This is a genomic window from Bifidobacterium sp. LH_491, assembly GCF_056356495.1.
The window spans coordinates 1,104,343-1,130,873 of record NZ_JBKEUI010000001.1; the positions used below are offsets into that span (position 1 = coordinate 1,104,343).

Here is a 26,531-nt window from a genome sequence, read left to right on the forward strand (position 1 = left end):
ATTCACCAATTCATATATGAGGAGTACTTCATGAGCATATCTACCAACCCATCTGACACCACCGTCGGCAACACAACTATGGGCGACACATCTAGCGACGTCGCCGGCACGCCTCCTTTGGCCGCACTGGCCTTGCATCAAGTGAGCTACGCCTACACCAAAGGCGGCAAAACCGTGCTGCGCGACATCAGCCACGTTTTCCACGAAGGCACGGTACATGCCATCACCGGCCCTTCCGGCGCGGGAAAGACCACACTGCTGTCGCTGATCTGCGGATTGACCACCCCCACATCGGGCACCGTGCGATATCGCGGCAACGACCTAGCCACACTGAACCGCTACCGCTACCGCAGCCACGACATCGGTGTGATCTTCCAAAGCTTCAACCTGCTGCCTGCGTTAACCGTGGCCGAAAACATCACGCTCTCCATGGATGCTTCCGGCAAACGCTTCGATCAACCCAAGCATGAACGGGTTCGCCAGCTGTTGGCGCAGGTGCATCTGCCCGAAGAATACGCCAACGAGCGCATCCTGCACTTGTCCGGCGGCGAACAGCAGCGCGTCGCGATCGCACGGGCGTTAAGCTACGACCCGTCCATCATTGTGGCAGACGAACCCACCGGCAATCTGGATATGGCCACCCAAGCGGACATCATGGATATTTTCCGTACCCTGGCACACGAACAGCATCGGTGCGTGATCATCGTCACGCACAGCCCGCAGGTCGCCCAGGAATCCGACGAAGTGTTTGCGTTGGCACCACTGAAACAACGCACCGCCACACACCGTTAGCCACTCGTCGAGGCTGGCTATTCGCCAAGGAAAGCAAACGTGCCGCCCCATACGGCGCTCAGCAACGCCACCACCGGAATGGCCAGGCACACTGCAACAAACACCCAATCACGCGCGCGCACCACGCTCACCCGAGCGTGGCTGCGCGGCCAGGGTCCACCAAACCCACGCGCCTGCATGGCCGTGGCCAACATGGTCGAACGACGAATCGACAACACCAGCAAGGCAAACGCCTGCGGGAAAAACGCACGCACCTTACTATCGTCGCCAAGTCCGCGGGAGCGCCGCGACGCGGTCAACGCCAACCAATCGTCCTGCAACACGGAAAACAGCCGCATGCCCGCCAAACCGCCATACACAAACCGATCCGGCAACCGCAGCACCTGACTCATCGCATCCGCCAAATCGGTGGCGTCAATCCCCAGCACCGCAATAATCGCCGGTATGCCGATGGCCAAAATACGCACGCCGGTGGCCAACGCCAGCCAAGCGGAACGATCGGTAATCTCCATGACACCCCACTGCCACCACACGTCGCCGCCCGATTTGCCATACAGCAACACCGCCAACGCCGACCCGGGAGCTCCGATGAACACCGGCCACGTGGAACGCACCACACGCCACGGCGTAAAGCCAATCGCCATCAGCACCGCCAGTTCCACCAGCAAGGCCACCGACGTCGACAACCAATCAAGACTGAGCAGCATGGGCAGCGACACAGCAAACGCGCCGAACAGACGGAACACCGGATTGATGGATGCCAGCAACGACGAACGACTTGACGGCTTGGGATCCTCCACACGCTCGCGCACCGCGCTTACCGGTATCGTCGCCACAGGGCCAACGTCATCGGCATGGTGTGATTCATCTTGTGATGCTTCCCACTCCATTGTACTGTCGCATGGCACCAATTCGATGACCCTGGCACCCAAAGCCGTAACCAAATCACGGTCATGTGTGACGACGATAATGCTTACGCCATCGCCGCGCAACGCCTGAATCAACGTCACCATCTGCATCCAGGTGCATCGATCCTGACCAAACGTCGGCTCGTCCAAAATCAGCACTTTCGGAGCCGCAGCCAATGCCGCGGCCACGGTCAGACGACGCTTTTCGCCACCCGACAAGGTATAGGGATTCGCATTCGCATATCGTTGCAAATGGAATCGCCGCAGCAACGCCAGCGCACGCTCGCGCGCCTCGTCCTCATCCATGCCAGTGCGCAGCGGCCCCAGCATCACCTCGTCCAACACACTGCCGCAGGCAAACTGATGTTCGGGATTTTGGAACACATACGACACCCGACTCGCCAAATCAGTCGAGCTCCACCCATTGGGCGACAAGCCCCGCGCGCCATCCGCCAACGCCTCGCAGGCGCGTACCTGCCCGGACACCGGCTCCAGCAAACCAGCCAACGTCAAGGACAATGTGGACTTGCCCGCGCCGTTCGCCCCCACCAATGCGGTAATCTGTCCGGCACCAAACACCACGTCAATATGCTCTGCGACGGCCTTGCCGTCACGTCCGATCGCCACATCATGCGTAGACAGCAGTACCTCGCCCGTGCCAACCGACGGCTCATACGCCGGCTCGCCCTCCACCCGCATGCGCACGATCTCATCCGCCTCGCGTCGATAGCGTCGTGGCACCCAAATGCCCAACGCGGCAAAATCCACGCCGGACGCGCCGAACACCTCATCCGGCGTGCCATCCGCCACGACCACCGTGCGCCCGTGCGCCTCGTCACCGCCATCCGCACCGGGCTGCGCCACCGTCTCGGTGCCCAACACCACCACACGGTCAATGATGTCGATCCACGGTTCGGCATGATGCTCGACTAGCATCATAGTCGCATGCGTGCGATCCAGCACATCACGCACCGCGTCCACCACCTGGCACACGCCCGCGGGATCGAGATTGGCGGTCGGCTCGTCCAACAGCAGCACGCCGGGGCGCATGGCCAGCGCACCCGCCAATGCCAGCCGCTGCATCTGCCCGCCACTGACATGCATGGTCGAGCGGTGCAGCTGCAACCCTTGCAATCCCACCGCACCAAGCGACTCACGCACGCGCTGCCAAATCTCGTCGCGCGGCACATCCAGATTTTCCGGACCAAAGGCCACGTTATCACCCAAACGCTGGAAAATGGCCTGCGCGTCCGGGTCTTGCAACACCAAACCGACCCGGCCACGAGCCTGGGCCACCGGCACGCCATCCACCAGCACGCGCCCCTCGCACACGCCGCCCTCTTCATCCTGGACCACACCTGATTCATCCCCGCTATAAGCACCCAGCAATCCGGCGGCACCCTCCATCATCGTGGACTTGCCGATGCCGGAAGCCCCCAGCAGCAATACCCGCTGACCGGCTTCGACGCTCAAGGACAGTCCTCGCACGGCGAAATCGCGGCGGGACGCATGACGATATCCCCAATGGTCGAATACCAACGAAGCACTATCAGCAAGACGGGTATGCTCAACGGACAACGAATCAGGCATGGTCATAGCTTTCTGACGAAGATTAACGGATGGCATGCTCTACACGCGTCGCACGATTGCGCGTCGCGTGATGCGTGACTCACTATGCGCCAACCGCATGCACCTCACGACCCGAAGCGAACTTGTCCAACGCGCCCGTCTTGGCCACCGCACGATACAACAGCCACATGCACAATCCGGCCACCAACGCACCGGAGATCACGGTAGTCAGCAAATACACCGCGCCATAAGGGCCGGCCACATCAACGGCCTGCAGACGCGACAGGAACGAATATCCCCAGCATCCCACGCCCGACAACGCACCGGACAAGGTCACCGTAAGCATCGACCATACGCGATAGCGCAGCGCGACGAACACCAATTCAGCGAATAGACCCTGCACCAGCGCTATCATAAACGTATCCGCGCCACCCCAGGAATTGCCCAGCAACGCTTCCAACACACCGGCCACCAACTCCGCAAACAATGCGGCACCAGGTTTGCGCACGATGACCGCGGCCAGAGGCCCCGCAAAGAGCCACACGCCATTGAGCACTCCGGCCAATCCGGGCACCACGGCTTGCAACACGCTCCACGGCGCAGTGGTGGCAATGGAGGCAACCCAATAAATCAAGGCGCTCACCACGCCGATGACCGACGCAACGGCGATATCGACGACGCGCCACTTCAATACTGGTTTGGCAGATACTACAACAGTAGACATAACAGTGCCTTTCTCGCTTGCGCACCGACTTTCGGCGCGGCGTTTGAGGCACGGGAACAGAACGACGTCCGTGCGCCGGCATTACCCGGTATACGTTCAATCGGTCGAGGAAACCCTCATCTCAGCCTTCCGCCGCGCACCGTGCGCGACTTCCAGCCCCCGTGTCTGACCACGAGTGTAGGACACCCCCGGGTCATCGGCATGTCGCGCGTCATCACGCGGCGCATATGCGACGGCGGCTGGAGCCAACCGGTAAGGTCAACTCCAGCCGCCGCATCCCCATGCGTCAGCGCGCGAGCTTATCGAGCAGCAACGCTTCGGTAATGATATTGTTGCGCAAGCCAGACAGGCTAATGGATTCATTCGGGCTATGCGCGTTCGCCTTCGGATCTTCCGGGCCGGTGACCAGCACCTGTGCGTTGGGGAAAATCCGCTGCAATTCTGGAATGAACGGAATCGAACCGCCCTCGCCCTTGTTCACCGGAGCGACACCGAACGCCTCTTCCATGGCTTCCAACGCATCCTTGGTGGCTTCGGCAGAAGGATCCATCGCCCAACCCATGCCGTTTTCCAGACATTCGACCTGCACCTGGGCGCCGAACGGCGCATGTTCGCGCAGGAAATCGGCCAACGCCCGCTGCGCTTCTTCGGGGCGCTGCCCCGGAGCGGTGCGCATCGACAGACGGAACGTCGTAGACGGGCTGATCACATTGAACGAGCCCTCCACCGGATGCGCGTCGAAGCCGATTACCGTAATGCTCGGCTTCGTCCACATGCGCGATGCCAACGAACCCGTGCCGGCCAAGCGGTAGGAGTCCACCACACCGGCATCGGCGCGCACATCGGCCTCGTCCAGATCGCGCTGCAAACCGCCGACCGGCTCCTGGGCCGCCACACCGGGCACGCGCACATCGCCCTGCTCGTCATACATGGAGGCAATCAGCATGGCCGCGACCGTATTGGCATCCAGAATCGGCCCGCCGTACTGTCCCGAATGCACCGGATGCTCCAGCACCTTCACCGTCACATCCACGCAGGTATTGCCGCGCAGCGACGTGGTCAGGCTGGGAATATCCGCCGACCAATTGCCCGAATCCGCCACGATGATCACATCCGAATCGAACTCATCGCGATGGCTTTCGATAAACGGAATGAAGCTGGGCGACCCCATCTCCTCCTCGCCTTCGACGAACACCTTGATATTGACGCCCAGATCATCGCCCAACGCTTGCAAGGCACCGCAGTGAATGGCAATGCCGCCGCCATCGTCGGCAGCGCCGCGTCCATACATACGGTCACCCACCGTCGTGGCTACAAAGGGATCGGTCTGCCATTCGCCGGCATCCGGCACCGGCTGCACATCATGATGCGCATACAACAACACCGTCGGCGCCGCTGGGTCGACGATACGCGAGCCCACGACCTCCCACGCGCCATCGCTGCCATCCTCGTTGCGCGCCTGCTCAACACGGGCGTCAATGCCCACCGCACGCAGCTCGTCGGCGACGAACTGCGCCGAAGCATGCATATGCTCGCCGGTAATGCCATCGGCGGAAATAGCACGCAACGCGATCTTACGAGTCAACACATCGACAATGCGCTGCCAATCCGCCTCCACCAACGAACGGATCTCCTCCACACTTTTGGATGCCATATCGCTCCTTTTATCATCTCATGCCCCATGTGCCCTCACGCCACACGACGACATGCCTACCTATCCGCGCACGCCCCGCACGCCGGCCACGCGCAATCGCGCCTGGAACACCGGCCTTCCCAAGACATAGCGTCTAGACGTCACCGTAACCTGCAAGCATGACATGGAATCCTTTCAAGAAACAGGATGCCGCGCCACAAGACAGCGCGGCGGACGCGCACCCCGAAGCCACCGCCGGCAAGGGACGCCCCACTCCGAAGCGTAAACAAGCCCAAGCGCAAAACCTGCGTCCACTCGTTCCGCAAGACCGCAAAGCCACCGCACGCGCGGCAAAAGCACGCCGACGTCAGCGTGAAGACGAGCAGTATGAGGCCATGCGCACCGGCGACCTCAACCACATGCCCAAGGCGGAGCGTCTCCCCGACCGCATCTACATGCGTGACTACATCGACGCCCGGTTCAACCTTGCTGAATTCTTCGTGCCGATTGCATTCATTATTCTGATCGCCATGATGGTGTTCTCCGCGATCACCCCCGTCATCGGCATCGCCATCATGGTGCCGCTGTATCTGTATCTGCTGGCCGCCGTCATCGACATCGCCATCATGTGGCGCGGCCTGAAGAAGAAGCTTATCGCCAAATTCGGCCCACAAGTCGTCGCCAAAGGCCGTCGCTCCTTCTCCTACGCGATGGGACGAGCCATCCAGTTGCGACGCTGGCGTCTGCCCAAGCCGCGCCATAGCAAGCGCGGCCATTGGCCCGAATAAACCACCTCGGCAATACCATCGAACGGCGGCCGTTGGCGACACGCTCGCCAACGGCCGCCGCATATCGTGGCACGCCGCACACATAGTGTTCCGCATTGTTCACCAGCCCCCAACGCACAACACCGGTCAGGCCACGGGTAGAGTTGTTGATAGAGTGTTGGATTAGTGTGTTCACCTCAATTCCCAGTAAGGAACGTGATGGCCAGCAAGGACGATAAGCCGCAAAAGAAGCAAGGCACTATCAAACAAATCATTCAGGTGTTCAAATACACCCACGCGGACGACCAGGCACTGCCATGGCTGCTGCTCGCCGCATTCGCGGCACCCCTCGTGGTGTTCATCATCCTGGGACTGGTATTCCACTGGTTCTGGCTGACATGGATTTTCATGATGATTACCGCCGTCATGTTGGGACTGTTGTTCGCGACCATGATGCTGACCCGTCGTGCCGACCGCGTGGGCTACCGCAAGATCGAGGGACGACCCGGAGCCGCCATCAGCGTTTTGGGTAACATCAGCCGTGCGGGATTCAATTTCCCGCAAGAGCCAGTCTGGATCGACCCCAAAACTAAGGACGCCATTTGGCGCGGTACCGGATACAACGGCATCTACTTGATTGGTGAAGGCGACTACACACGCATCATGCGTGCCATGGATCGTCAGGAATCCCAGATCAAGGGCGTGACCGCAGGATCGTCCATTCCGGTGTATCGCCTACCCGTCGGTTCAGGCTCAAAGCAAATAGCCCTGCGCGACCTGCGCAAGGCAGTGCTCAAATGCAAGACGCTGATTCCCGCCAACCATCGGTGGGCCTTCATGAACAAGATTCACCCCAAGAGCCGGTTCATTCTTACCCAGGACGAGCTCAAGACGCTCAACGAGCGACTGCGCACCCTGCAGGCCAAGTCGGCATTCGGCATCCCGAAGGGCATCGACCCCATGCGCCCGCCGAAGATGAGCCGTCGCGCCATGCGAGGCCGGTAAGCTCCCTGATCAAAGGTTCCCCACGAATGCGGGGAACCTTTCTTGTATTCCGCCAAACTTGCATCCTCCAAAGTCCCCACCGACCGAACGCATCGAATGCCAAGGACGGGATGAAACATATTCGTAACCCAACCCGCGAGTAGTTGAAATTCAACCACCTAGACTAGTACCCCGAACCACCACTACGAAAGGAGCGGTCAGTGACTGCACTTGAAACCAAGGCCGATACCGAGGCGTTGATCAACACCGAAGGCATCGAATATGTGTCCGTACGTTTTACCGATCTCATCGGCGTCCAACAACACTTCACGGTTCCCGCCAGCGAGTTCCTCAAGGACGCCTTCGAGGAGGGCATGCCTTTCGACGGCTCTTCCGTCGAAGGCTTTCAGGCCATCAACGAATCCGACATGAAACTCATCCCGGATGTCGCGACCGCCTATGTCGATCCGTTCCGCAAGCACAAGACCCTGAATGTGGCCTTCTCCATCGTTGATCCGCTCACCGACGAACCGTATTCGCGCGACCCGCGTCAGGTGGCCGCCAAAGCCGAAGCGTACCTGCAATCCACCGGCATCGCCGACAGCGCTTCCTTCGGAGCCGAAGCCGAGTTCTTCCTGTTTGACAAGGTGCGTTACGAGAACAGCATGCAGCGTTCCTTCTACGAAGTCGACTCCATCGAGGCTCCTTGGAATATGGGTAACGACGTCGAAGCGGATGGTTCTCCCAACATCGGGTTCAAGAATCGCGCCAAGCGCGGATACTTCCCAGTGCCTCCCATCGACCATTACCAGGATCTGCGCGACGACATGGTTTCCAACCTGCAGAAAGTAGGGCTGACGCTCGAGCGTGCTCATCATGAAGTCGGCGCCGCCGGCCAGCAGGAAATCAACTACCGCTTCAACACCCTGCAACATGCGGGCGATGATTTGATGAAGTTCAAGTACGTTATCCACGAAACCGCAGCAATGGCTGGCAAGGCCGCCACGTTCATGCCCAAGCCCATGGCCGGCGACAACGGCACCGGCATGCATTGCCACCAGTCGCTGTGGAAGGACGGCAAGCCGCTGTTCTACGACGAGACCGGCTACGCGGGACTTTCCGACCTGGCCCGCTGGTACATCGGCGGTCTGATCAAGCATTCCTCGTCCGTGCTGGCATTCACGAACCCGTCCATCAACTCGTACCGTCGCCTGGTACCTGGCTTTGAAGCGCCGGTCAACCTCGTGTATTCGGCACGCAACCGTTCCGCGGCCATCCGCATCCCCTTGGCGGGAACCTCGCCGGCTGCCAAGCGCGTGGAATTCCGCGCCCCGGATCCGTCGTCCAACCCGTTCCTGGCATTCTCCGCACAGATGATGGCAGGTCTGGACGGCATCATGAACCATATCGAGCCGCCGGCACCGATCGACAAGGATCTCTACGAGCTGCCGCCGGAAGAACATGCGGGCATCAAACAGGTGCCGGCTTCCCTCGATGAGGCGCTCAACGCGTTGGAAAACGACCATGACTTCCTCACCGCAGGCGACGTCTTCACCGAAGACCTCATTGAAACCTGGCTGGACCTCAAGCGCGGCGAAATCAATCAGGCTCGCCAGCTGCCCACGCCACTGGAATACGAACTGTACTTCCACATCTGACGGATAGCACCGTCAACGTGCAAGGCCCCGCCCAACGCATCACGACGTTGGACGGGGCCTTTATCTATGCGATACACCTGTGGCACGTATCTTGGGCGTATCCTAACATGTCTTGACGCCCTTAAACGCCATCGCGCATTGCCGTGCGAAGTTGACAACCGCCATACGGCGACGTTCCGATACTATTCGACGTCGATGCGGCGGTCGCGGAAATAATACTCTTCGTCATGCGCATTGATGGGACGCATGACCCGGCACGGCGTGCCTACCGCCACCACATTCGCCGGAATGTCGCCGGTGACCACGCTGCCCGCGCCGATTACGGTGTTGTCACCAATCGTCACGCCCGGCATCACCAATACTCCCGCGCCCAGCCAGCAGTTGGCGCCGATGTGGATGGGCGCGTTGTACTGGTAGCCTTGACGGCGCAGCCGCGGCAGAATCGGGTGTCCGGCGCTGGCCAGCGTCACATTCGGGCCGATCATTGCATGGTTGCCCACGTAAATGTGTGTGTCATCCACCAACGTCAAGTTGAAATTCGCGTACACATGACTGCCGAAGTGCACATGCCTGCCGCCAAAGTTGGTATGAAGCGGCGGTTCGATGTAACAGCCTTCCCCTATCTCGGCAAACATGTCGTGCAGCATCGATGCGCGTAGCGCCATTTGCGTCGGGCGCGTCATATTGAAGTCATACAGCCGGTCAAGCGCCGCCGTCTGCTCGCGCACTATCTCCTCGTCATCCGGCAGATACAACTCCACCGTATGCATCTTGTCCTTCATGCTCACAGCGCCCGTCCTCCTCGTCGTGCACGCACCGTGCATGCATCTGTGCAGTCAAAGCCGTACCAGCATCACAGCATGGTACATCGTTAGATTATCCGTACACCAACGTACACCCATCCCTGCCGCGCCGATGCCCCACGCCGCGCTACCGGCCTTGGCTTACCGGCGATGTACCGCCGCCGACACACCGCGCTCACTCAAGGCCTTAGGCAACTAGCTATGCCCGCTCATCCATCAGCGACTTGGCCAGCGATGCAAACGCAGCGGCCAACGGCGTATCAGCCAACGTGCCATCAGCGTTCAACACCACAGGGCGTCCGGCTTCCCCGCTTTCACGCAGGTCCGGTTCCAATGGCAACTGCGCCAACAACGGCACCTCATAGCCGAGCGCATGGGTCAACTGCTCACTAACGCGACGGCCGCCACCTTCACCGAACAGGGCGATGCGTTCGCCGCGATGCTCATACCAGCTCATATTCTCCACCACACCACGCACCCGCATGGGGATCTGCAGCGCCACCAGCCCGGAACGCACCGCCACATCGGAGGCGCTGGGCTGCGGCGTGGTCACCACCACCACTTCGACATTGGGCAAGGTTTGCGCCACACTAATCGCCATATCGCCTGTTCCCGGCGCCAAATCCAAGATCAACACGTCAGGATCGCCCCACCACACATCGGCGAGGAACTGCTCCAACGAACGCTGCAAACGCGGGCCCCGCCACAGAATCGCACGGTCGGAACCGGCGAACACACCAATCGACATGAGTTTGACGCCCCACGCGGTTACCGGCATCAACATGCCATCAAGATTGGTTGGCTGGTCGCGCACGCCGAATATACCCGGCTGGGAAAACCCGTAGATATCCGCGTCGATTACGGCTGTGTCATAACCCAACGCCGCACATGTTGCCGCCAAATTTGCGGTTACCGACGACTTGCCGACACCGCCTTTGCCTGAAGCCACGGCGATGATGCGCGTGCGGTTGGACGGCTGGACGAAGGGATTACGGTTGCGTTCCTCTTTCAGACGGTTCACCAATGCTGACAATTTGTCCTCGCTCATGGACGACACCTCGACGTGTGTACGCAACTGCGCGTGGGGATATCGTTGCGCCGCTTCGACGATACGATTGACAATGGTTTCGGACAACGGACAGCTGGCCACCGTGAGCTCCACACGAATGTCGACCTCATACACGCCACCACCGCAAGGCCGCACGTCAATGCCTGCGATCATGCCAAGTTCCGTCACCGACTTACCCAGTTCTGGGTCGATCACCGTGTTTAGCAGCTCGTACAGCGCGGTTTCAATCTCGTGGCACTGGTCCATGCAGCTCCTACCATCCTTTCGTTAGTCCATCCACCACCCTAACGCGAGCGCCGCCACCACGCCAGAGTCCGGTGAGTATTCCATCATCATGAACACTATATGGACACTGCACCACATAATGAACTTGTTTCCTTTAGGCTGACTACCACGTCGACGCAACACCATACGCCTTGCAAGCGTTCCATCAACGTATCAGGAGTTGTCATGTCTAACACCACCGTACTGCCCGAAAACCCGCAGCGCCATGTCACGGATGCCCAACAGGAAGCCTTGCGCGAATTGGCCGGTGTCATTGATATCAGCACTCACGATGACGCGTTGAAATCAAGTTGGACGGACCAGGGAGGTTGGGCTCCCGACCATCTGCCGTTGGCTGTCGCTTATCCGACCTGTGTGGAGCAGGTGCAGGCGGTGATGCGCTGGGCAAGCAAGCACCATATCGCCGTGGTTCCCAAGGGCGCAGGCACGGGCGTGGCCGCCGCAAGCTCCAGCACCACCGGCCAGCTGTCCTTGGATATGACCCGCATGAACCGGATCCTGGAAATCAACGTCGACGACGCCACCGCCACGGTAGAGCCCGGCGTCATCACCAAGGATCTGGACGACGCGGCCCGCGCGCACGGCTTGCGTTACGCGCCAGATCCCGCATCGTATGCGAGCTCCACTATCGGCGGCAATATCGCCACGAACGCCGGAGGCCTGCAATGCGTCAAATATGGCGTGACCAGCGAGTCGATCATGACGCTGGACTGTGTACTCGCCAACGGAGAACTGATTCATTGCGGCCACAAATCCATCAAGGGCGTAACCGGCTACGATCTGGTGCATCTTATCGTCGGCTCGGAAGGCACGCTGTGCGTGGTGGTCGGCGCCACCGTGCGTCTGCACGCCGTTCCTCAAGAGCGCGCCACGCTGGCGGCCTACTTCGATTCCATCACCGATGCCGCCAAGGGCGTTACGGCCATTCTGCGCAGTGGCGTCACGCCGTCACAGCTGGAATTCGTGGATGGACCATGCCTCAAACAAATCGACGTCGTGCACGGTTCGCAGTACGCCGATTACGGCAACGCACTGATCATCGCGGAAAGCGATAGCATCGGCGCCGCCGCCGAGCTGGATATCATGCGTCAGGCGGTCGAAGGGCTTGCCACGGCGATTCGCACCACCACCGACCCGCAGGAAGCTGATGATCTGGTTGCCGCGCGCCGTCTCGCCTTCCCCTCCATCTGCGAGCTGGGCCATGTCATCACCGAGGATATCGCCGTACCGCGTGGAGCGCTGGCCGATGCCGTCGCTGATGTGCATCGCATCGGCGAACGCCACGGGGTACCGATTTTTATGCTGGGCCATGCCGGCGACGGCAACCTGCATCCGCTGGTACTGGACAACGGCACCGATGCGGTCGACCAGGTGGTCGATGAGATCATGCATTTGGCAGTGAAGTACGAAGGCACGCTCTCGGGCGAACATGGCATCGGACATATCAAGAATCCGTGGCTGGATATCGAGCAGTCTCCGGCATTACGGGAACTGCAGCATCGCATCAAGGACGCCTTCGACCCGGAGCATCTGCTCAACCCCGGGTGCGCCATCTGACGGGCATTACGCCGGTTTGATCACCAACAGGCGAGGGCGGGCGCCGAAGAATTCGACACTCGCCCTCGCCGTATGCCGTCGCATGACTACTCGGGACGACCCGTCTGCAGCAGCGTTCTAAAACCATCCTCATCCAGCATGGGAATGCCCAGTTCCTCCGCCTTGGCGGCCTTGGACCCGGCGTTAAGACCGACCACCACATAGTCGGTATTGCGGCTGACCGACCCGGCCGCCTTGCCGCCACGAGCCATAATGGCCTCCTTCGCGCCCTCGCGCGAATATCCTTCCAGAGAACCGGTGACCACTACCGTCAATCCTGCCAACACCTGCGGCAGCTCATTGCCGCTCATGGCCTGGCTGGCCACACCGGCTTCACGCCACGCGCGCAGTACCTCGCCATGCCAATCACCCTCGACACGCGCGGCGGCAAACCATGACACCACCGACTGCGCGATTTCCGGCCCCACGCCATCAATGGCCAGCAGCGCTTCCTCGTCGGCGTTCGCAAGAGCATCCAACGTCCCGAAATGCGCGGCGATCAACCGGGCTGTGGGCGGCCCCAAGCGGCGAATCGACAATGCCACCAGCACCCGCCACAAATCCACATGCCGCGCCTTGTCGATCTCCTCCAGCATTTTGCGCGTATTCTCGGCGGGTCTGACCACCACGGGCTGCAACACCGTACGCCCATCGCGCGTGGTCTTGGTAATTTCCTCAACCACCTGCGCATCCTCAGGCACGTCGAATCCGGGATAATCCGCATTCGGGTCATCTTCGGCCGCTTTGCGAGCCAACGCCGGCGTGGTCCAGAACGCCGGCACCTGATGCCACAGGCCGGAACCACCAATGCGCTTGCGCACCTTCTTATTGCGCCCTTGCTCGGTGCGCACGGTACGCACCTCGACGATCGGCGCCTCGCGCCACACCATCACCTTGCGCAACGCATCGACGTCCAACGCAAACAAGCCTGCTTCGTTGGACAATACCGGTTGCTGCGGCAGGGACAACCGCAACCCTTCGGCAGGCTCGTACGGGGACGGTTCCTGCCCCGGTTCGACTTCGATTTCCGTAATATGCGGAGCGTAGGTCGCCGTCGATTCAGGACGGTTTTCCTCCGGATTGGTCAACGCAATGGCACTTTGCTCGCCCAAATGCTCAATATCGAAGGCCTTGCGCGACGCCAGGTTGATCACACGCTCGGTAAGCTGGGCTGGACACGATTCCACATTGGCGCAGCGAATGTCCTTGTCGCCTTCCTTCGCCGGAGCCAACGGTCCGCCGCACGATGGGCACCGCGCGGGCATGACGAAGGCACGCAGCTCATCCTCACGGCCCTTGCGCCGTTCCAACACCGGTCCCACCAATTCGGGAATCACGTCACCAGCCTTGCGCACCACCACCGTGTCGCCGATCAGCACGCCCTTGCGCTCCACTTCATACGGGTTGTGCAATGTGGTGCGCGAAACGGTCGAACCGGCCACATACACCGGCTGCAATATGGCCACGGGCGTGACCCGTCCGGTGCGGCCGACCTGCACGGTGATATCCAACAACTGGGTATTGACCTCTTCCGGTGGGTACTTGTACGCCACCGCCCAGCGCGGCGCACGCGAGGTCGCTCCCAACCGGCGTTGCAGTTCCAGGTCGTCCACCTTCACCACAATGCCGTCCAGCGCATGCTCGATATCCGCACGGTGTTCGCCGTAATACTCAATCATGGCCAGCACTTCGTCGAACGACGACACCACACGATTGTGCGACGAGACCGGCACGCCCCATTTGCGATACCACGCATAGGCCTGCGACTGGTCGGCAATCTCCTCCTCATGGCCTTGCGCCCAACGCACCATGCCAAGTCCATGCGCGTAGAAACTCAGCCGCCTGGTGGCGGTGATACGCGGATCCTTTTGCCGCAATGACCCTGCGGCGGCGTTGCGTGGGTTGGCGAATGGCACGCGCCCGGCTTCCTCCTGCTCGTCGTTTAAGGTACGGAAATCATCCCAACGCATGAACACTTCGCCGCGAATTTCCACAAATTCGGGGATCTCGTGCGGGTCTCCCCCCAGATTGTGCGGAATGCCTTCGATGGTACGCACATTCAACGTAATGTCCTCGCCGGTCACGCCATCACCGCGCGTCAATCCCTGTTCCAACACGCCATTACGGTACAGCAGATTCAGCGCCAGCCCATCGATCTTCACCTCGCAGCTCATCGGCAACGGCTTGCCTTCGGGCCACTGGGCGTCGCGCAGGGCGCCATCATACCAGGCACGCAATTCCTCTATGGAAAAGACATCATCCAAACTCATCATGCGCGAGGGATGCCGCACCGAGGTGAAATCATTCGAAAATGTGCCGCCCACCCGCTTGGTCGGCGATTGCAGGGAATCCAGCGCCGGAAAGGCGCGTTCCAACGCCTGCAGACACCGCAAACGCGCATCGTAGGCGGCATCCGAGGAGACGGGATCGTCATCGATATAGTAGGCGATCTGATCGGATTCCACCCATGCAGCGACCTTCGCCCATAAGCGCGCCGCCAATTCGGCGCTCATCGCCGACACATCCACGCCGTCCAGGCGCATGGCGTCGGCGTCCGTGGCCTGCAAGCCGGCCACCCAAGCCGCATCCGGCCGATACTTCACCGAAGCGTCCGCAGACGCGCCGGCACCGCCCCGCCTCGCCTGCGCATCATCATCCATATCGAACAACAGCGACTCGTCCACATGCCCGTCGTATGCCATGCCCGGTTACCTCCCATCGCGGCCCCACAGCCACATTCATGCCGATTGTACGTCACCGCCCATGCCGGCCTAGCCTGCCAGCGAGCGTTCCGCTACGAGTTCAGCGAGCGCAGGAACTGCGCCTGTACCACATCGATGCCTTCGCCATCATCCATACGTGCCGCCGCCACCGACAACGTGCGCGCCACCACGAACATGCCGCGATCGACGCAGATTCGCGCGGCATCGCGCACGATATCGGCCACCTGCGTATGCGGCCATACCGGCACGTCATTCGTGCGAAGCACCGTTTGCGCCGCCGCCACCGTATCAGGCACCGGTATGCACTGCGATTCCGCGCGGCTTCGTAATTCATGTAATTCCGCACCCAACATCGCCACAGCTCCAGGTGCAATATGCTCGCTCATCATATAAGCGGCGACTGCCACATCGAATCGATCTTGCATCCATGCCGTATAGGCAAAACGATAGTAGGCGAACGCCGCATCCTCCCGGTCAAGCGCGACGCGCAAAGCATTCAGGCATGCGGCCGACGAGGACACCCAATCCTCGTCACGAGCCAACTGCAGCGCCAACTTCATATGCGACAGCGGGTAGGACGGTGCGTAGGACACCAGCATATTCAAATGCCGCAACGCTCCCTGAACGTCACCCGTGTGCATGAGAATATCAGCCAATTCCATATGCGCGTAAAACAGGTTGTCTGGAATCAACACAGTATGCTCGCCCACTGTGGCAAACAGTCTATTGTAAATCACCCGCTCCGCATAGGAGTTGAAATACCGAGGCACGCCGTTGCAACACGCGAAACGCTCATCCAAGGTTTGCACCGCCTGAGACAGGACTTCCACGGCTTGGCCCATGTGTCCGGAGAACAGAAGGTCACGTGCGCGCAATCGTTCCCGATCCAGCGTCTGCGACCATGCGTCATCGCAATCGGGCGTATCCACGCCATCGATCAACGCACCAGTTACCTGCTGCGCCATCGTATCGAGTTCGGGGTCTGCGATGTCGCGGATGATCGCCATCGCCTGCTGCGCTTTGTGCGCCGCCGCATCGATACTGCCTGCGATACGATGGAATTCCGCACAGGCGCGTTGCAGCACGTCCACTCGCTGGATCGACAGTCCGAATGTGTCCGGCGTGCCGAGAATACGAGCCGCCGCATCGTCGAGTTCGACCTGCGACAATTCCGGCTCCTCCTGCGACCCGCGCGGGGCGTACTGAGCCTCATGGATGTCACTTATCGAGTCGATAGGCGCCAAAGCACCTTCTTCGGTATAAGCCATGAGCGCATCGAACATCCCATAGGTCTCCTGCGGATGTGACAAACCGTCTTGCTCAAGACGACGCAATAGTTCATCGCGTTCAAACGTCACCGTCACCAATTTTCGGGCGGTGGGATTGCCCGGCATCATGGTCGGCTCCTCACCAGACGATGTCTGCGCCGCATCGGGTATGTCAGCGCGTGGCGCCTCAACCGATCTGTCCGACGTTACCGTATGGTCGTCGCTCGTTGCCTCCGCGCTCGACATGGTGTCATGTTGTTCCTGCTGCGGATCGGGCAACGCCAACGTCATGCTATCCAGTTCTATGCCGCGAACCATATCAGCAAATCGTTGGTCAATCAGCATGCCGTCAAGCCCATCCATGCCATCCAGCTCGCCGGAACCGTCCGTCCCGTCACGCTCCTGCATCGCAGACGATGCATCGCCATCGGATTGTGCGTCGTGCAACGGATCACCAACCCCCATCATGCCTCGGCTGGGATCGCCATGCACGTCACCATCCTTGGGATCGGCCTTGGCATCAGCCACGTCGGCGCCGCCCAGACGGGCACGCTCAAATACGCGCATCACACGCTGCAACGAGGCGGCCATCGCGTTGTCCTGTTCAGCCACGATTTCCTCCAGGCCGATGGAATCGATGTGTATCGTCACCTCGCGCACCCGTTCATCTACACCGAACGCCAGCGCAGCGAGCATCAGTCCAAGACGTAAGTTATATCGCGCGCTCATCGACGCACGCATACGCTCGTCGGCATGCACCCACGCGCGCGTGGGCTCGTCATACACCGTGGTCGGCATCATCGCCACACCCGCACTGGTAAACGCAATCGCAGCCTTGCCGCCTTCCACGTCATCGCGGAATTCTACGTCGAATCGATACGGCACTCGCAGCCCTCGCACCAATGATGCCAAGGTCTGCCGATACACCCATTCGCCGCACCCAGCGCCATGCCCATCGGTCGGGTCGGGATACCGCTCGCTCATGCGTTGTGCGGCTTGCCGAGCATGATCCACCATTGCCATCACCGGCTGCGTGCCGTCTTGCACAGACGCATCACCGTCATCTTTCCATGGTTGCAACGCCGGATTATTGAGCAACGTCATATCCATCTGCGCTGCCTGCGCCTGCGTCACTGTATCTTCCGTAGGCGCAATCCCTTGTCGCGCGTTGCGTTCTAACCATGCGCTTACCGCTGCGAACCGGTTGAGATTGCCTTCGATACGCAATGATTCGAGCACTGCCGGGAACGCCAACGCCGTATCCCACGAGAAGAAATAATTGCCAGTTTGCTCGGATGTATGCAGCCGCAACGGTTCCGCACCATGCCTGGCCCGCAATCCTATGGAAGGATCCAACGCATCCACCTCGCGCATCAACGCCACAAAATGCTCTTCCAACCCGGACACGCGCAACCCATGCGCCCTGGCGGACACAGCATCGCGCACACTGCGTCGAATTGCCCCCATCGGTGCCTCACGATGCAATCTGCGGAAAATGTTGCCCGCGCCGAATCCAATCAACAATCCTCGCATATCAGGCAGAAGGTAGGCTGCCACAAAACCGATGGTCAACGCGTCGCGATAGGCCAGTCCCTCACATCGGCGCGCGGGAAGCTGAGCACGAAGCTGCTCAAGCGTATAGCGTCCGTCACGGCATGTCCACGAGGCCAGCCACGCCATACGGCCCGTGGGATCCTTGCCAATCATCACCCCACGATCAGGACTGGACGCGGCAAAACCACCCCGTCCATCGGCGCCGTCAGATCGCCGAGCACGAGGGCGCAACCCGCCGATACCACGACGCGCCGCATGAGCGGTAACCTCGCCATCAGGCGACACCAACGCAAAAGCCGGATCCATTCCATGGGTATCGGGATGCAGGTCATCGGTGAAAAACACACGGCCATGTTCATCGGCAACCGCAATCTGAATGAACCGACGGCGCGACACAAACACACCTATACGAAATAGCCCCGACTCACGCCCCATGCACAGCCAGCCGAACCGCAGCCCGCTACCCTGCTCATCCAAATCCTCGAATATGCGGCGCTCCCGCCACGCCTCGACCCGTATTGTCTGCCGACGCATCATCGCCCCCAAACGATGGTCCAACGACTCATCGCGCATCCCTTCGCCACCAGACGACGAACGGCGGCGCGCGCGCAGAACATTACGCACGTCGAACAGCGACGACACAGTGATATGAGGCATATTGCTCATTGTTCCAACGCAACAAGACATGCGCGACGCCCCGGCCTCCACAGGATAATCGTAGCGAGCCGCACTCTTCGCGTCGCATCTACGCGGTTGCCCGTACAATGGGATGCCGTGCGTATCTTGTCCTTGCCTCGTATTCGCCACCGTTCGCTTGCCTACGTCATCGTGGCGACGGTCATTATTGTCGTGATGGAAACGGTGGTATGCAACCTACCGTTTTGGACGACTATGGGCGCAAGCACCGATTCCGTGTCGGCTTACAACACCATGGGCTCGGGACTACAACGCCGAGACGACGGACTGCTGGTCGTCACCGACCCCACGCAAGCCTTTATGCAAACCGCAGCGGACGGCACCTCCGATTACGCCCGTCTCGACGTCACCCCACTCCCGCAGCACCCCGATGCCGATGTGCAACGCAACCTGCGAAGCACCTTCCACATCCGCCTAGATAGCGACAACCATGTAGGCCGCTCCACATCGGTCAACACCGACACTCCACGCTCACTGTACGTGCGCACTACGGCGCACCACATCATTCGTCTGTGGGTTCAGGAACCAATCGGCACCATCATCCCCCTGACGGCGGTACGCGCAAACATTCATGTTCCTTGGTCTTTGGATTGGTGGCGTGTAGGCGTCATGGCAGCAATTGCCTGCTGCATCGCCTTGTGGAACCCATTCTCCCGCTGGTGGCGCATACCGTTGAACACCACAAGCCGACGTCAGCGGTGGGCATTGGGACTTGCATTGGGCGCGGTAGGTGTGGCCACTGCAGTCAGCGTAGTGCGCCAAATCATGTTCTCCGCACCATTGGTGTTTCATCAGCAGGGCGGATACACCTATGACTTTGATCAATATGGGCATATCGCCGATGCGCTGCTGCATGGACACACATGGCTTGATCTGCCGGTACCCGAGGCTCTTGCCAATGTCGACAACCCTTATGATGTTGCCACGCGCAACCAACTGCTGGCACAAGGCGTCAGCCCTGTGTATTGGGATTACGCCTTCTATCAAGGGCATTGGTACTCATATTTCGGCGTACTGCCCGCGGTGATACTATTCGTCCCGTATCGCCTGTTCAGCTCGCTTTGGATCAAAGGCGGCGCCATGCTCCCGACCTCCTGCGCGGTATTGCTGTTGATGTTCGCCTTCGCCGTGTTCGCCTGCCTGCTTACCATCCGTTGCGTGCGTTGGATATGGCCACACACCTCACTGGCATCCGTCACCATGGCCATCGCCGTGGTGCTATTGGCGTCCAACGCCAGCTATCTATGGTTCCGCACGAATTTCTATTCCGTGCCCATTGCCGCCTCCTTGGCATTGTCGTGCTGCGGCTTATGGCTGTGGATGGGGGCAGTGCGCGGCTCGTTGAGCACACGTGGTGCCACCGACTGGCATGTCGGACGAGCTCCCGCCCTGTCGCTGCCGCATGTCGCAGGAGGCGCAGCCTGCATCGCCGCCAATTTCGGATGCCGTCCATCGTTCTGCCTGACGGCACTGTTGGCCCTACCCATGTTCTGGCCGCAGATTCGTACTTTGCTAAGTCAATGGAGACGCGGTGTCGTCACTTGGCGCACCGCATGCCGTGCTCCGTTGTCCATGATCGTACCCGCCGCGCTTGTGGTCGCGCCCCTGGCTGCCTACAATGCGGCGCGTTTTGGCTCACCGTGGAATTTCGGCAACACATACCAAATCACCGTTGCCGATATGACCGCACGCACCACTTCTTGGGATACCATACTGCCTACCATCGGCTACTACCTATGTCTGCCGGTTCGCTTGATAGGACAATTCCCCTTCATCGCCCTCTCCCCCACGCCATTACCGCAGTGGGGGTTTGCCGAACCGATGGTGGGCGGATTGTTCATGCTGTGCCCATTATGCTCGTTGGCGTTGTTCCTGCCGATTATGCGCCAGCGCTTACGCTATACCGGTTGCTGGGGCATCGCCACAAGCATGCTCGGCCTGTCGCTGGCTTTGATGCTGTTCGATGCCTATGAAGGCGGGTTGGGCTGGCGGTATATGGCAGATTTCGGTTGGTTGATGGCACTGGCGAGCCTGCCGGTATTGCTGCGAGTGGTGAACTATCGACCGCTGGCCGCGCATCGCCGAGGGGGGTTTGATACCGACCTGTCACATACCACCTGGAAATTGACCACCCAGGCAAGTCGCCCCATAGCGGTGCGTATGATGATGGCGGTTCGACGCACGCTGGTGGCGGCACTGCTGGCGGCCGGGATAGCCGTTACCATCGGATCCTGGCTGGTGATCGGCCGCGATGACGCGCTTATCGCGAACGCCCCCACACTATGGCATGACATACAATCATGGCTATTATGACGTATTATTGGGGATAGTCAACACGATTCTCAGGATATTGTCAGTCGCATACCAGCATTTTGCCATCCCATTATGACGAGATACCGGGGTTTCCCTGCCGTAGCTTGGACATAGTAGTGCATACTATAGTGTCCGCAACACGCTACCGCCCATGGAGAACAATATCGTGATACAGCCCTCTTTACTGATGCAACGTCGTCATGTTCGTCACACTCTCACCGTGGTGATCACACTCCTGCTAGTCGCCGGATGCCTGCTGGCCCAAGGAGACGTTTCCGAAGGCGTCAACGCCAGTCGCGTAGCCACGCTCAACGCCCGCATCACCAACATCTACACGACGCAATACCAGCAGATGGCCGACGATACGCTCGCAGCCAAGCGCGACAAAGCCTCGCATGACTTCGACCATATCTTCCTGGAAGCGAACCCCTATGGCACGAACACCACGTCACTGTACGCCTACTTCACTACCGACGATCCAACCAGCGTCTCCTACACAGTCAGCGCCGAAGGCTATCCGGATTTCACTCGCACCGCCTACCAGGACCAGCAGTATCAAACCACCCACGAATTCAGCGTGCTGGGACTGATCCCCCAAGTCACCAACACCATCACCTTCACCGTCACCGACAAGCAGGGCAACACCGACACCCGCAGCGTGACGCGCAAGGGTCCCAAGTTGCTCGGCGTGGAGGAAATCCAACTCGAACGCACCGCAATTCCGGCCTCCAGCACCGACCTGGGCGACGGCCTGTACGCCATTTTAGGCAATGACAGCAACGAGCAGGACTTCATGTTCTACTATGACACCAACGGAGTGCTGCGTGGCGAAATCCCCATCATGTTCTACCGCAGCCATCGGTTGCTGTTCGATGACAACGGACTGATGTGGTTCTCCGCATCCACCCACACTATGGTGGGCATGAATCGTTTGGGCAAGTTGGAGAAAATCTACAATCTTGGCGACCGATTCATACTGCATCACGACTACGCCTTCGACCAGGACCAGAATATCGTGCTGCTGGCCACCGATCTGACCCGCGAGGACCATGCGGTGCAGGATCAGATTATCAAACTCGACACCACCACCGGCAACGTGACGCTACTGTTGGATTCAGGTGAGATGTTCCCCGAATACAAGAATCTGACCGAACATGCGGGCATCGACGAATCCGATCCCACCGCCACCGGACGCTGGGATTGGATCCATTACAATACCATCCAAATGCTGCCCGACGGCTCGGCGTTGCTCTCTGCGCGCGAGACCTCCACCATCATCAAAATCAAGGATTTGGAAACCAATCCGACCTTGGATTACATGATCGGCGAGTCCAGCGTGTGGGACGGTACCGATTACACAGATGATTTCCTGACCAAGGTAGGTAACTTCTCCGACACCGGAGGCCAACATTCCATCACATATGTGTCCGACCCTTCGCTGCCCGCCGGGCAGTACCGGCTCTATATGTTCGACAACAACTACGGGTATGCTTCCACACGTCCCAATTTCGACTGGTCGGTGGTCAAAGGCATCAATACCGGCAAGTTCGACCTGGAGAATGTTCATTCCCAATACCGTGAGTATATTGTGGACGAAAACACCGGCACGTACACCGAAGTCAACCAATTCGATGTTCCGGCTTCGAATTACGTCAGTTCGGCGCAACAGCTCGATAACGGCAATATCCTTATCGATTCAGGCGGACAAGGTCTCATCGGCGTCTACAATACTGCAGGAACCTTGTTGACTCAATATCGGATGAAAATCAACGTCTCCTATATTTACCGCGTGTACAGCTACGATTTCTCTGGATTCTACTTCGCCTGATGTCACATGCCGACGGCAGGGGATCGACATTCGATTATCGGTCATCGGCATTCATCCCATCGACGGTGGGGTACGTCATACGTTTTGGCGTGCCCCTCCCTGTTTTAACATGGCATTTACAATGCGGCATACATTGATGCCGTTACCACAGACCGTTTCCATTACAATAGAAATCATGGATTTGCTGCATCGTCTGCGTCGTTCGCCTCGCGTGCGGCTTCATGCCGAAGACACCGTCCAATGGCAGCTGGACGGCGCCGGTTACACATATGAGGACGGATCGGTGGGCTTGCGGCCCACTTCGCTTACCTTGACCGAAAACCGCATCGCCGTCATCGGCTTGAACGGGTCCGGCAAAACCACCCTGCTCCGTCTACTCGACGGCTCTCTCACCCCGAGCACCGGGAACATCCTCATCCAAGCCGGAAGCTGGCAGACCGATACCGCTTCCTCCGCAAGCCGCCGGAATATCGAATACATTATCGGAAAAGTACGCCGTGAGGAATTGGACGAATCCTTGGTACGCGCCGACCGATTGGAAAACGGTCTTGACGCCTCTCTGCGTCGCGACGTGCGTGATGCCACCGACCGTAGCAATCGCATCGCCGACGTGTTGGCGCAATACGGCATATCCGATCTCGCTCGACAACCCGGCATGAGCCTATCCGCCGAGCAGCGCCATCTAGCGGCGTTTGCCGTAGCATCTTTGCGACAGCCAGCCGCCATCGTCGCCGATGAGCCCACCAAAGGCTTGGACGAGCGCTCCAGCGCGACTGTAGCCCGCAATGCCTTCACCCATACGCACCAACTGATCATCGCCACTCATGATATTAGCTTGCTGGACGGCCCCGTCTACGGTATCGAGCGCGCGCTGGTCCTCCACGAGGGCTCGGTGATCTTCGACGGGCCGGCAAGCGACGCCAGCCAAACATACGCCGCGCTGATCAAGCGGCTGCGCCAACAGGCGTAATCCGGCGAGCCGCAGCCACAGCATCCGACCCATCGGACGGCGCTCCAGACTGGGCACAGCAAGTTATATGGCCGCCAATTCGTCGCGCACCGCCCGCAACAGCACCTGCACGCCTTCGACGAACACCGATGGTTCGGGCAGCAACGACACCGCCATGTATCCATTCGTCGTCATGTCGAACAAGTATCCCGGCTGTCCCGTCCAGTCATATGCCGCAATCATGCGCGTGACCAATGCATTGTCGTCAATGCAGCTGGGCACACGCAGCAACGCGCTCCACCCGCCCTCGGTACGCAGCGCCGATACCGGCGCGGACTGGTCGGCGGACAACATGGCGTGCAACGTGTCCAGATTGTCGCGCACACGGGCACGTACCATGGCGGTATGCCGTGGCAACAACGCCAACAATCCATCCACACGTTCGTCGATCAGGGCGCTCATCGGCAAATAGTCATCGGCAACCACGTCCAAGGCGGCACAGGCCTGCCGCACGTCATCATCCGGGCCGCTCACCTCGATCCATCCGATTTTGGCGTGAGGCGCGGCCAATAATTTGGAGCATCCATCCAGCGCGAACGTCAACGCCCGAGACTCCCCCGCCCAACGACGGCGGTCGTCAAAGGCATCCAACGCATATTCGTAAAACACTTCATCCGCGATAATGGCAATATCGCGTTCGCGGCACCACCGTACAATCGTCTCGCGTTCCGTGGCACGCATATACGAGCCAGTGGGATTATTCGGATTGATCACCACCAGCGCGCGCACCTTGCCCATCGACGTATCATCCAACAACGCGCGCAAGGACGGCAAATCGATATACCACGACCCGTCATACGCCAACCGGTAGGTACGCACGTTGACACATTCCAGCCGGGCGATGGATTCGATCAGCGGGTACCCCGGCGTCGGCGCCACGATCACGTCCCCCGGATCGCACAGCACTTTCATCAGCCACGAATACGCCTGCGAAGTGGAGTTCAAGGCATACAACGTCTCAACATCCACCGTGCGTCCATCACGTTGCCGCATCATCGCCGCCAAAGCCTGCCGCATATGACGAGGGCCGCGTGGGTCGGCATCATACTGCTGAGGCAATACGTCTGGTGACAACCCATGTCTGGTCGGATTGGCGTCATTGAGCGAACGCAGCGCCACTCCCCTGGCGCGAGCCTGACGTTCCGCCATAGCGATGGGATTCAATGCCGTCGTACCAATACGCGAAGAACAATACACGGCTCTTAGCTTAGCCCCGACCGCTGCCAGCACCTCAACTGCGACACGAATCCTCGACAGGCCATACCTCGGCATATCAAGTAGAACTTGTCTGCGCGGCAACCGACGTTTCCGCACCGTAGCCGCCACATAATCGCACACGGTCCCGCTGCCGACCTGCGGCAACGGGACCGTGCATATTCACAACGCCCTAGTGCGTCATCTTGGTGCTGGCGTAGTATGCAGCGCCTACAATACCAGCCTCATTGCGCAAGTTGGCAGGAACCATCGGAGTCTTGACATCAACGAACGGCAAGAACTTCTCGCTCACGCGGCTCACTCCGCCGCCCACCACGAACAAATCCGGGTTGAAATACTTCTCCAGCAAGCCGTAATACTTGGTCAGGCGCTTCGCCCACTTCTTATATCCCAAGCTCTGCTGCTCACGAATCGAGGAAGCGGCATACTTCTCGGCATCGCCCTTGCCCTTGGGCAATTCGATGTGTCCCAGCTCGGTGTTAGGAATCAGCACACCATTGTAAATCAGCGCGGTGCCGATGCCAGTGCCCAACGTGGTGGCAATTACCAAGCCGTCATGCCCCTTGGCAGCGCCGAACTGCTGCTCGGCCAAACCGGCGGCATCGGCATCGTTCACCACGGTGACGGGGCGACCGCATGCCTCGGAGAACACCTCGGTAACGTCCACGCCGATCCAGGATTGATCAAGGTTGGCCATAAAGTCCAGTGGCACGCCCGGCTTGATGGGCGCGGGGAACGCAATGCCCACCGGAGCCGACTCGGGAACCTCAAAATGTTCCAACTGTTGGCGAACGATTGCCGCCACTGCCTTCGGGGTGGAAACTTCAGGGGTAAGAATCTTCAAACGCGGTTCAGCGAACTCACCACGCTCCAAATTGACCGGGGCCGCCTTAATGCCCGAGCCACCAATATCAACGCCAAAAGCCTGCGCTGTCTCAATCATCGTCGACCTCTCCTGTCACGGTGTGGTTTATGTATGTTGAACCGGTATGGGCATTGTAACTCTCCACGAATACGACACGCACATTTTCGGTAGGTTTTTGCAAACGTATTCACCTAAGCTTACGCCAACATACACCGTTATACTGCATATACCCGCGCAACGCCCAATACCCACGCCATAGGGACATCCGACCT

General features: G+C 59.7%; 17 protein-coding genes. 8 read left to right on the top strand and 9 right to left on the bottom strand.

What is annotated here, in order from left to right; translation table 11 throughout:
- Window positions 1-30: 30 nt before the first annotated feature.
- Window positions 31-792, top strand: coding sequence for an ABC transporter ATP-binding protein (locus AC1AWK_RS04220; protein WP_476568368.1), 762 nt, complete (start codon window positions 31-33; stop codon window positions 790-792).
- Between the two features lie 17 nt (window positions 793-809).
- Here AC1AWK_RS04220 and AC1AWK_RS04225 read toward each other — a convergent pair whose 3' ends face one another.
- From AC1AWK_RS04225 to AC1AWK_RS04235, 3 genes are all read right to left on the bottom strand, one after another.
- On the bottom strand, window positions 810-3,296 hold the full coding sequence (locus AC1AWK_RS04225; RefSeq protein ID WP_476569609.1) for an ATP-binding cassette domain-containing protein: 2,487 nt from the start codon (window positions 3,294-3,296) through the stop codon (window positions 810-812).
- 76 nt (window positions 3,297-3,372) lie between these two features.
- On the bottom strand, window positions 3,373-3,993 hold the full coding sequence (locus AC1AWK_RS04230; RefSeq protein ID WP_476568370.1) for an ECF transporter S component: 621 nt from the start codon (window positions 3,991-3,993) through the stop codon (window positions 3,373-3,375).
- A gap of 286 nt (window positions 3,994-4,279) precedes the next feature.
- Window positions 4,280-5,647: a M20/M25/M40 family metallo-hydrolase gene (locus tag AC1AWK_RS04235; protein ID WP_476568371.1), complete on the bottom strand. Its 1,368-nt coding sequence runs from the start codon at window positions 5,645-5,647 to the stop codon at window positions 4,280-4,282.
- Window positions 5,648-5,805: 158 nt separating this feature from the next.
- Between AC1AWK_RS04235 and AC1AWK_RS04240 the strand changes: the two genes are divergently transcribed.
- From AC1AWK_RS04240 to glnA, 3 genes are all read left to right on the top strand, one after another.
- Window positions 5,806-6,414 carry a DUF3043 domain-containing protein gene (locus tag AC1AWK_RS04240; RefSeq protein WP_476568372.1) on the top strand — a complete coding sequence of 203 codons (609 nt, stop codon included), beginning with the start codon at window positions 5,806-5,808 and terminating at the stop codon, window positions 6,412-6,414.
- A 198-nt stretch (window positions 6,415-6,612) separates the two neighbouring features.
- Window positions 6,613-7,398 (top strand): DUF4191 domain-containing protein, encoded by a 786-nt coding sequence (locus tag AC1AWK_RS04245; RefSeq protein ID WP_476568373.1) that lies wholly within the window; start codon window positions 6,613-6,615, stop codon window positions 7,396-7,398.
- 200 nt (window positions 7,399-7,598) lie between these two features.
- A complete protein-coding gene (gene glnA / locus AC1AWK_RS04250; RefSeq protein WP_476568374.1) occupies window positions 7,599-9,035 on the top strand; it encodes a type I glutamate--ammonia ligase in 1,437 nt (478 codons plus the stop codon).
- A gap of 182 nt (window positions 9,036-9,217) precedes the next feature.
- Here glnA and AC1AWK_RS04255 read toward each other — a convergent pair whose 3' ends face one another.
- On the bottom strand, window positions 9,218-9,817 hold the full coding sequence (locus AC1AWK_RS04255) for a sugar O-acetyltransferase (protein WP_476569611.1): 600 nt from the start codon (window positions 9,815-9,817) through the stop codon (window positions 9,218-9,220).
- Between the two features lie 220 nt (window positions 9,818-10,037).
- The gene (locus tag AC1AWK_RS04260) at window positions 10,038-11,153 is read right to left on the bottom strand and encodes an Mrp/NBP35 family ATP-binding protein (RefSeq protein ID WP_476568375.1); all 1,116 of its coding nucleotides are present in this window, start codon (window positions 11,151-11,153) and stop codon (window positions 10,038-10,040) included.
- Between the two features lie 204 nt (window positions 11,154-11,357).
- Here AC1AWK_RS04260 and AC1AWK_RS04265 point away from each other — a divergent pair, with 204 nt between their 5' ends.
- Window positions 11,358-12,749 (top strand): FAD-binding oxidoreductase, encoded by a 1,392-nt coding sequence (locus AC1AWK_RS04265; protein ID WP_476568376.1) that lies wholly within the window; start codon window positions 11,358-11,360, stop codon window positions 12,747-12,749.
- A gap of 86 nt (window positions 12,750-12,835) precedes the next feature.
- On the opposite strand, the gene ligA is transcribed toward AC1AWK_RS04265, so the two are convergent.
- Window positions 12,836-15,490, bottom strand: a complete 2,655-nt coding sequence (gene ligA / locus AC1AWK_RS04270; protein WP_476568378.1) for an NAD-dependent DNA ligase LigA — start codon at window positions 15,488-15,490, stop codon at window positions 12,836-12,838.
- A 92-nt stretch (window positions 15,491-15,582) separates the two neighbouring features.
- The gene (locus tag AC1AWK_RS04275; protein WP_476568379.1) at window positions 15,583-18,990 is read right to left on the bottom strand and encodes a tetratricopeptide repeat protein; all 3,408 of its coding nucleotides are present in this window, start codon (window positions 18,988-18,990) and stop codon (window positions 15,583-15,585) included.
- A gap of 117 nt (window positions 18,991-19,107) precedes the next feature.
- Between AC1AWK_RS04275 and AC1AWK_RS04280 the strand changes: the two genes are divergently transcribed.
- The 3 genes from AC1AWK_RS04280 (at window position 19,108) to AC1AWK_RS04290 (ending at window position 24,140) form a co-directional block, all read left to right on the top strand.
- The gene (locus AC1AWK_RS04280) at window positions 19,108-21,342 is read left to right on the top strand and encodes a hypothetical protein (protein WP_476568381.1); all 2,235 of its coding nucleotides are present in this window, start codon (window positions 19,108-19,110) and stop codon (window positions 21,340-21,342) included.
- 151 nt (window positions 21,343-21,493) lie between these two features.
- A complete protein-coding gene (locus AC1AWK_RS04285) occupies window positions 21,494-23,170 on the top strand; it encodes an aryl-sulfate sulfotransferase (RefSeq protein WP_476568383.1) in 1,677 nt (558 codons plus the stop codon).
- 175 nt (window positions 23,171-23,345) lie between these two features.
- Window positions 23,346-24,140 (top strand): ATP-binding cassette domain-containing protein, encoded by a 795-nt coding sequence (locus AC1AWK_RS04290; RefSeq protein WP_476568385.1) that lies wholly within the window; start codon window positions 23,346-23,348, stop codon window positions 24,138-24,140.
- 63 nt (window positions 24,141-24,203) lie between these two features.
- Here AC1AWK_RS04290 and AC1AWK_RS04295 read toward each other — a convergent pair whose 3' ends face one another.
- Together AC1AWK_RS04295 and ppgK are read right to left on the bottom strand one after the other, a co-directional pair.
- On the bottom strand, window positions 24,204-25,328 hold the full coding sequence (locus AC1AWK_RS04295) for a pyridoxal phosphate-dependent aminotransferase (RefSeq protein WP_476569613.1): 1,125 nt from the start codon (window positions 25,326-25,328) through the stop codon (window positions 24,204-24,206).
- A gap of 238 nt (window positions 25,329-25,566) precedes the next feature.
- The gene (gene ppgK, locus AC1AWK_RS04300; RefSeq protein WP_476568386.1) at window positions 25,567-26,337 is read right to left on the bottom strand and encodes a polyphosphate--glucose phosphotransferase; all 771 of its coding nucleotides are present in this window, start codon (window positions 26,335-26,337) and stop codon (window positions 25,567-25,569) included.
- Window positions 26,338-26,531 lie beyond the last annotated feature (194 nt).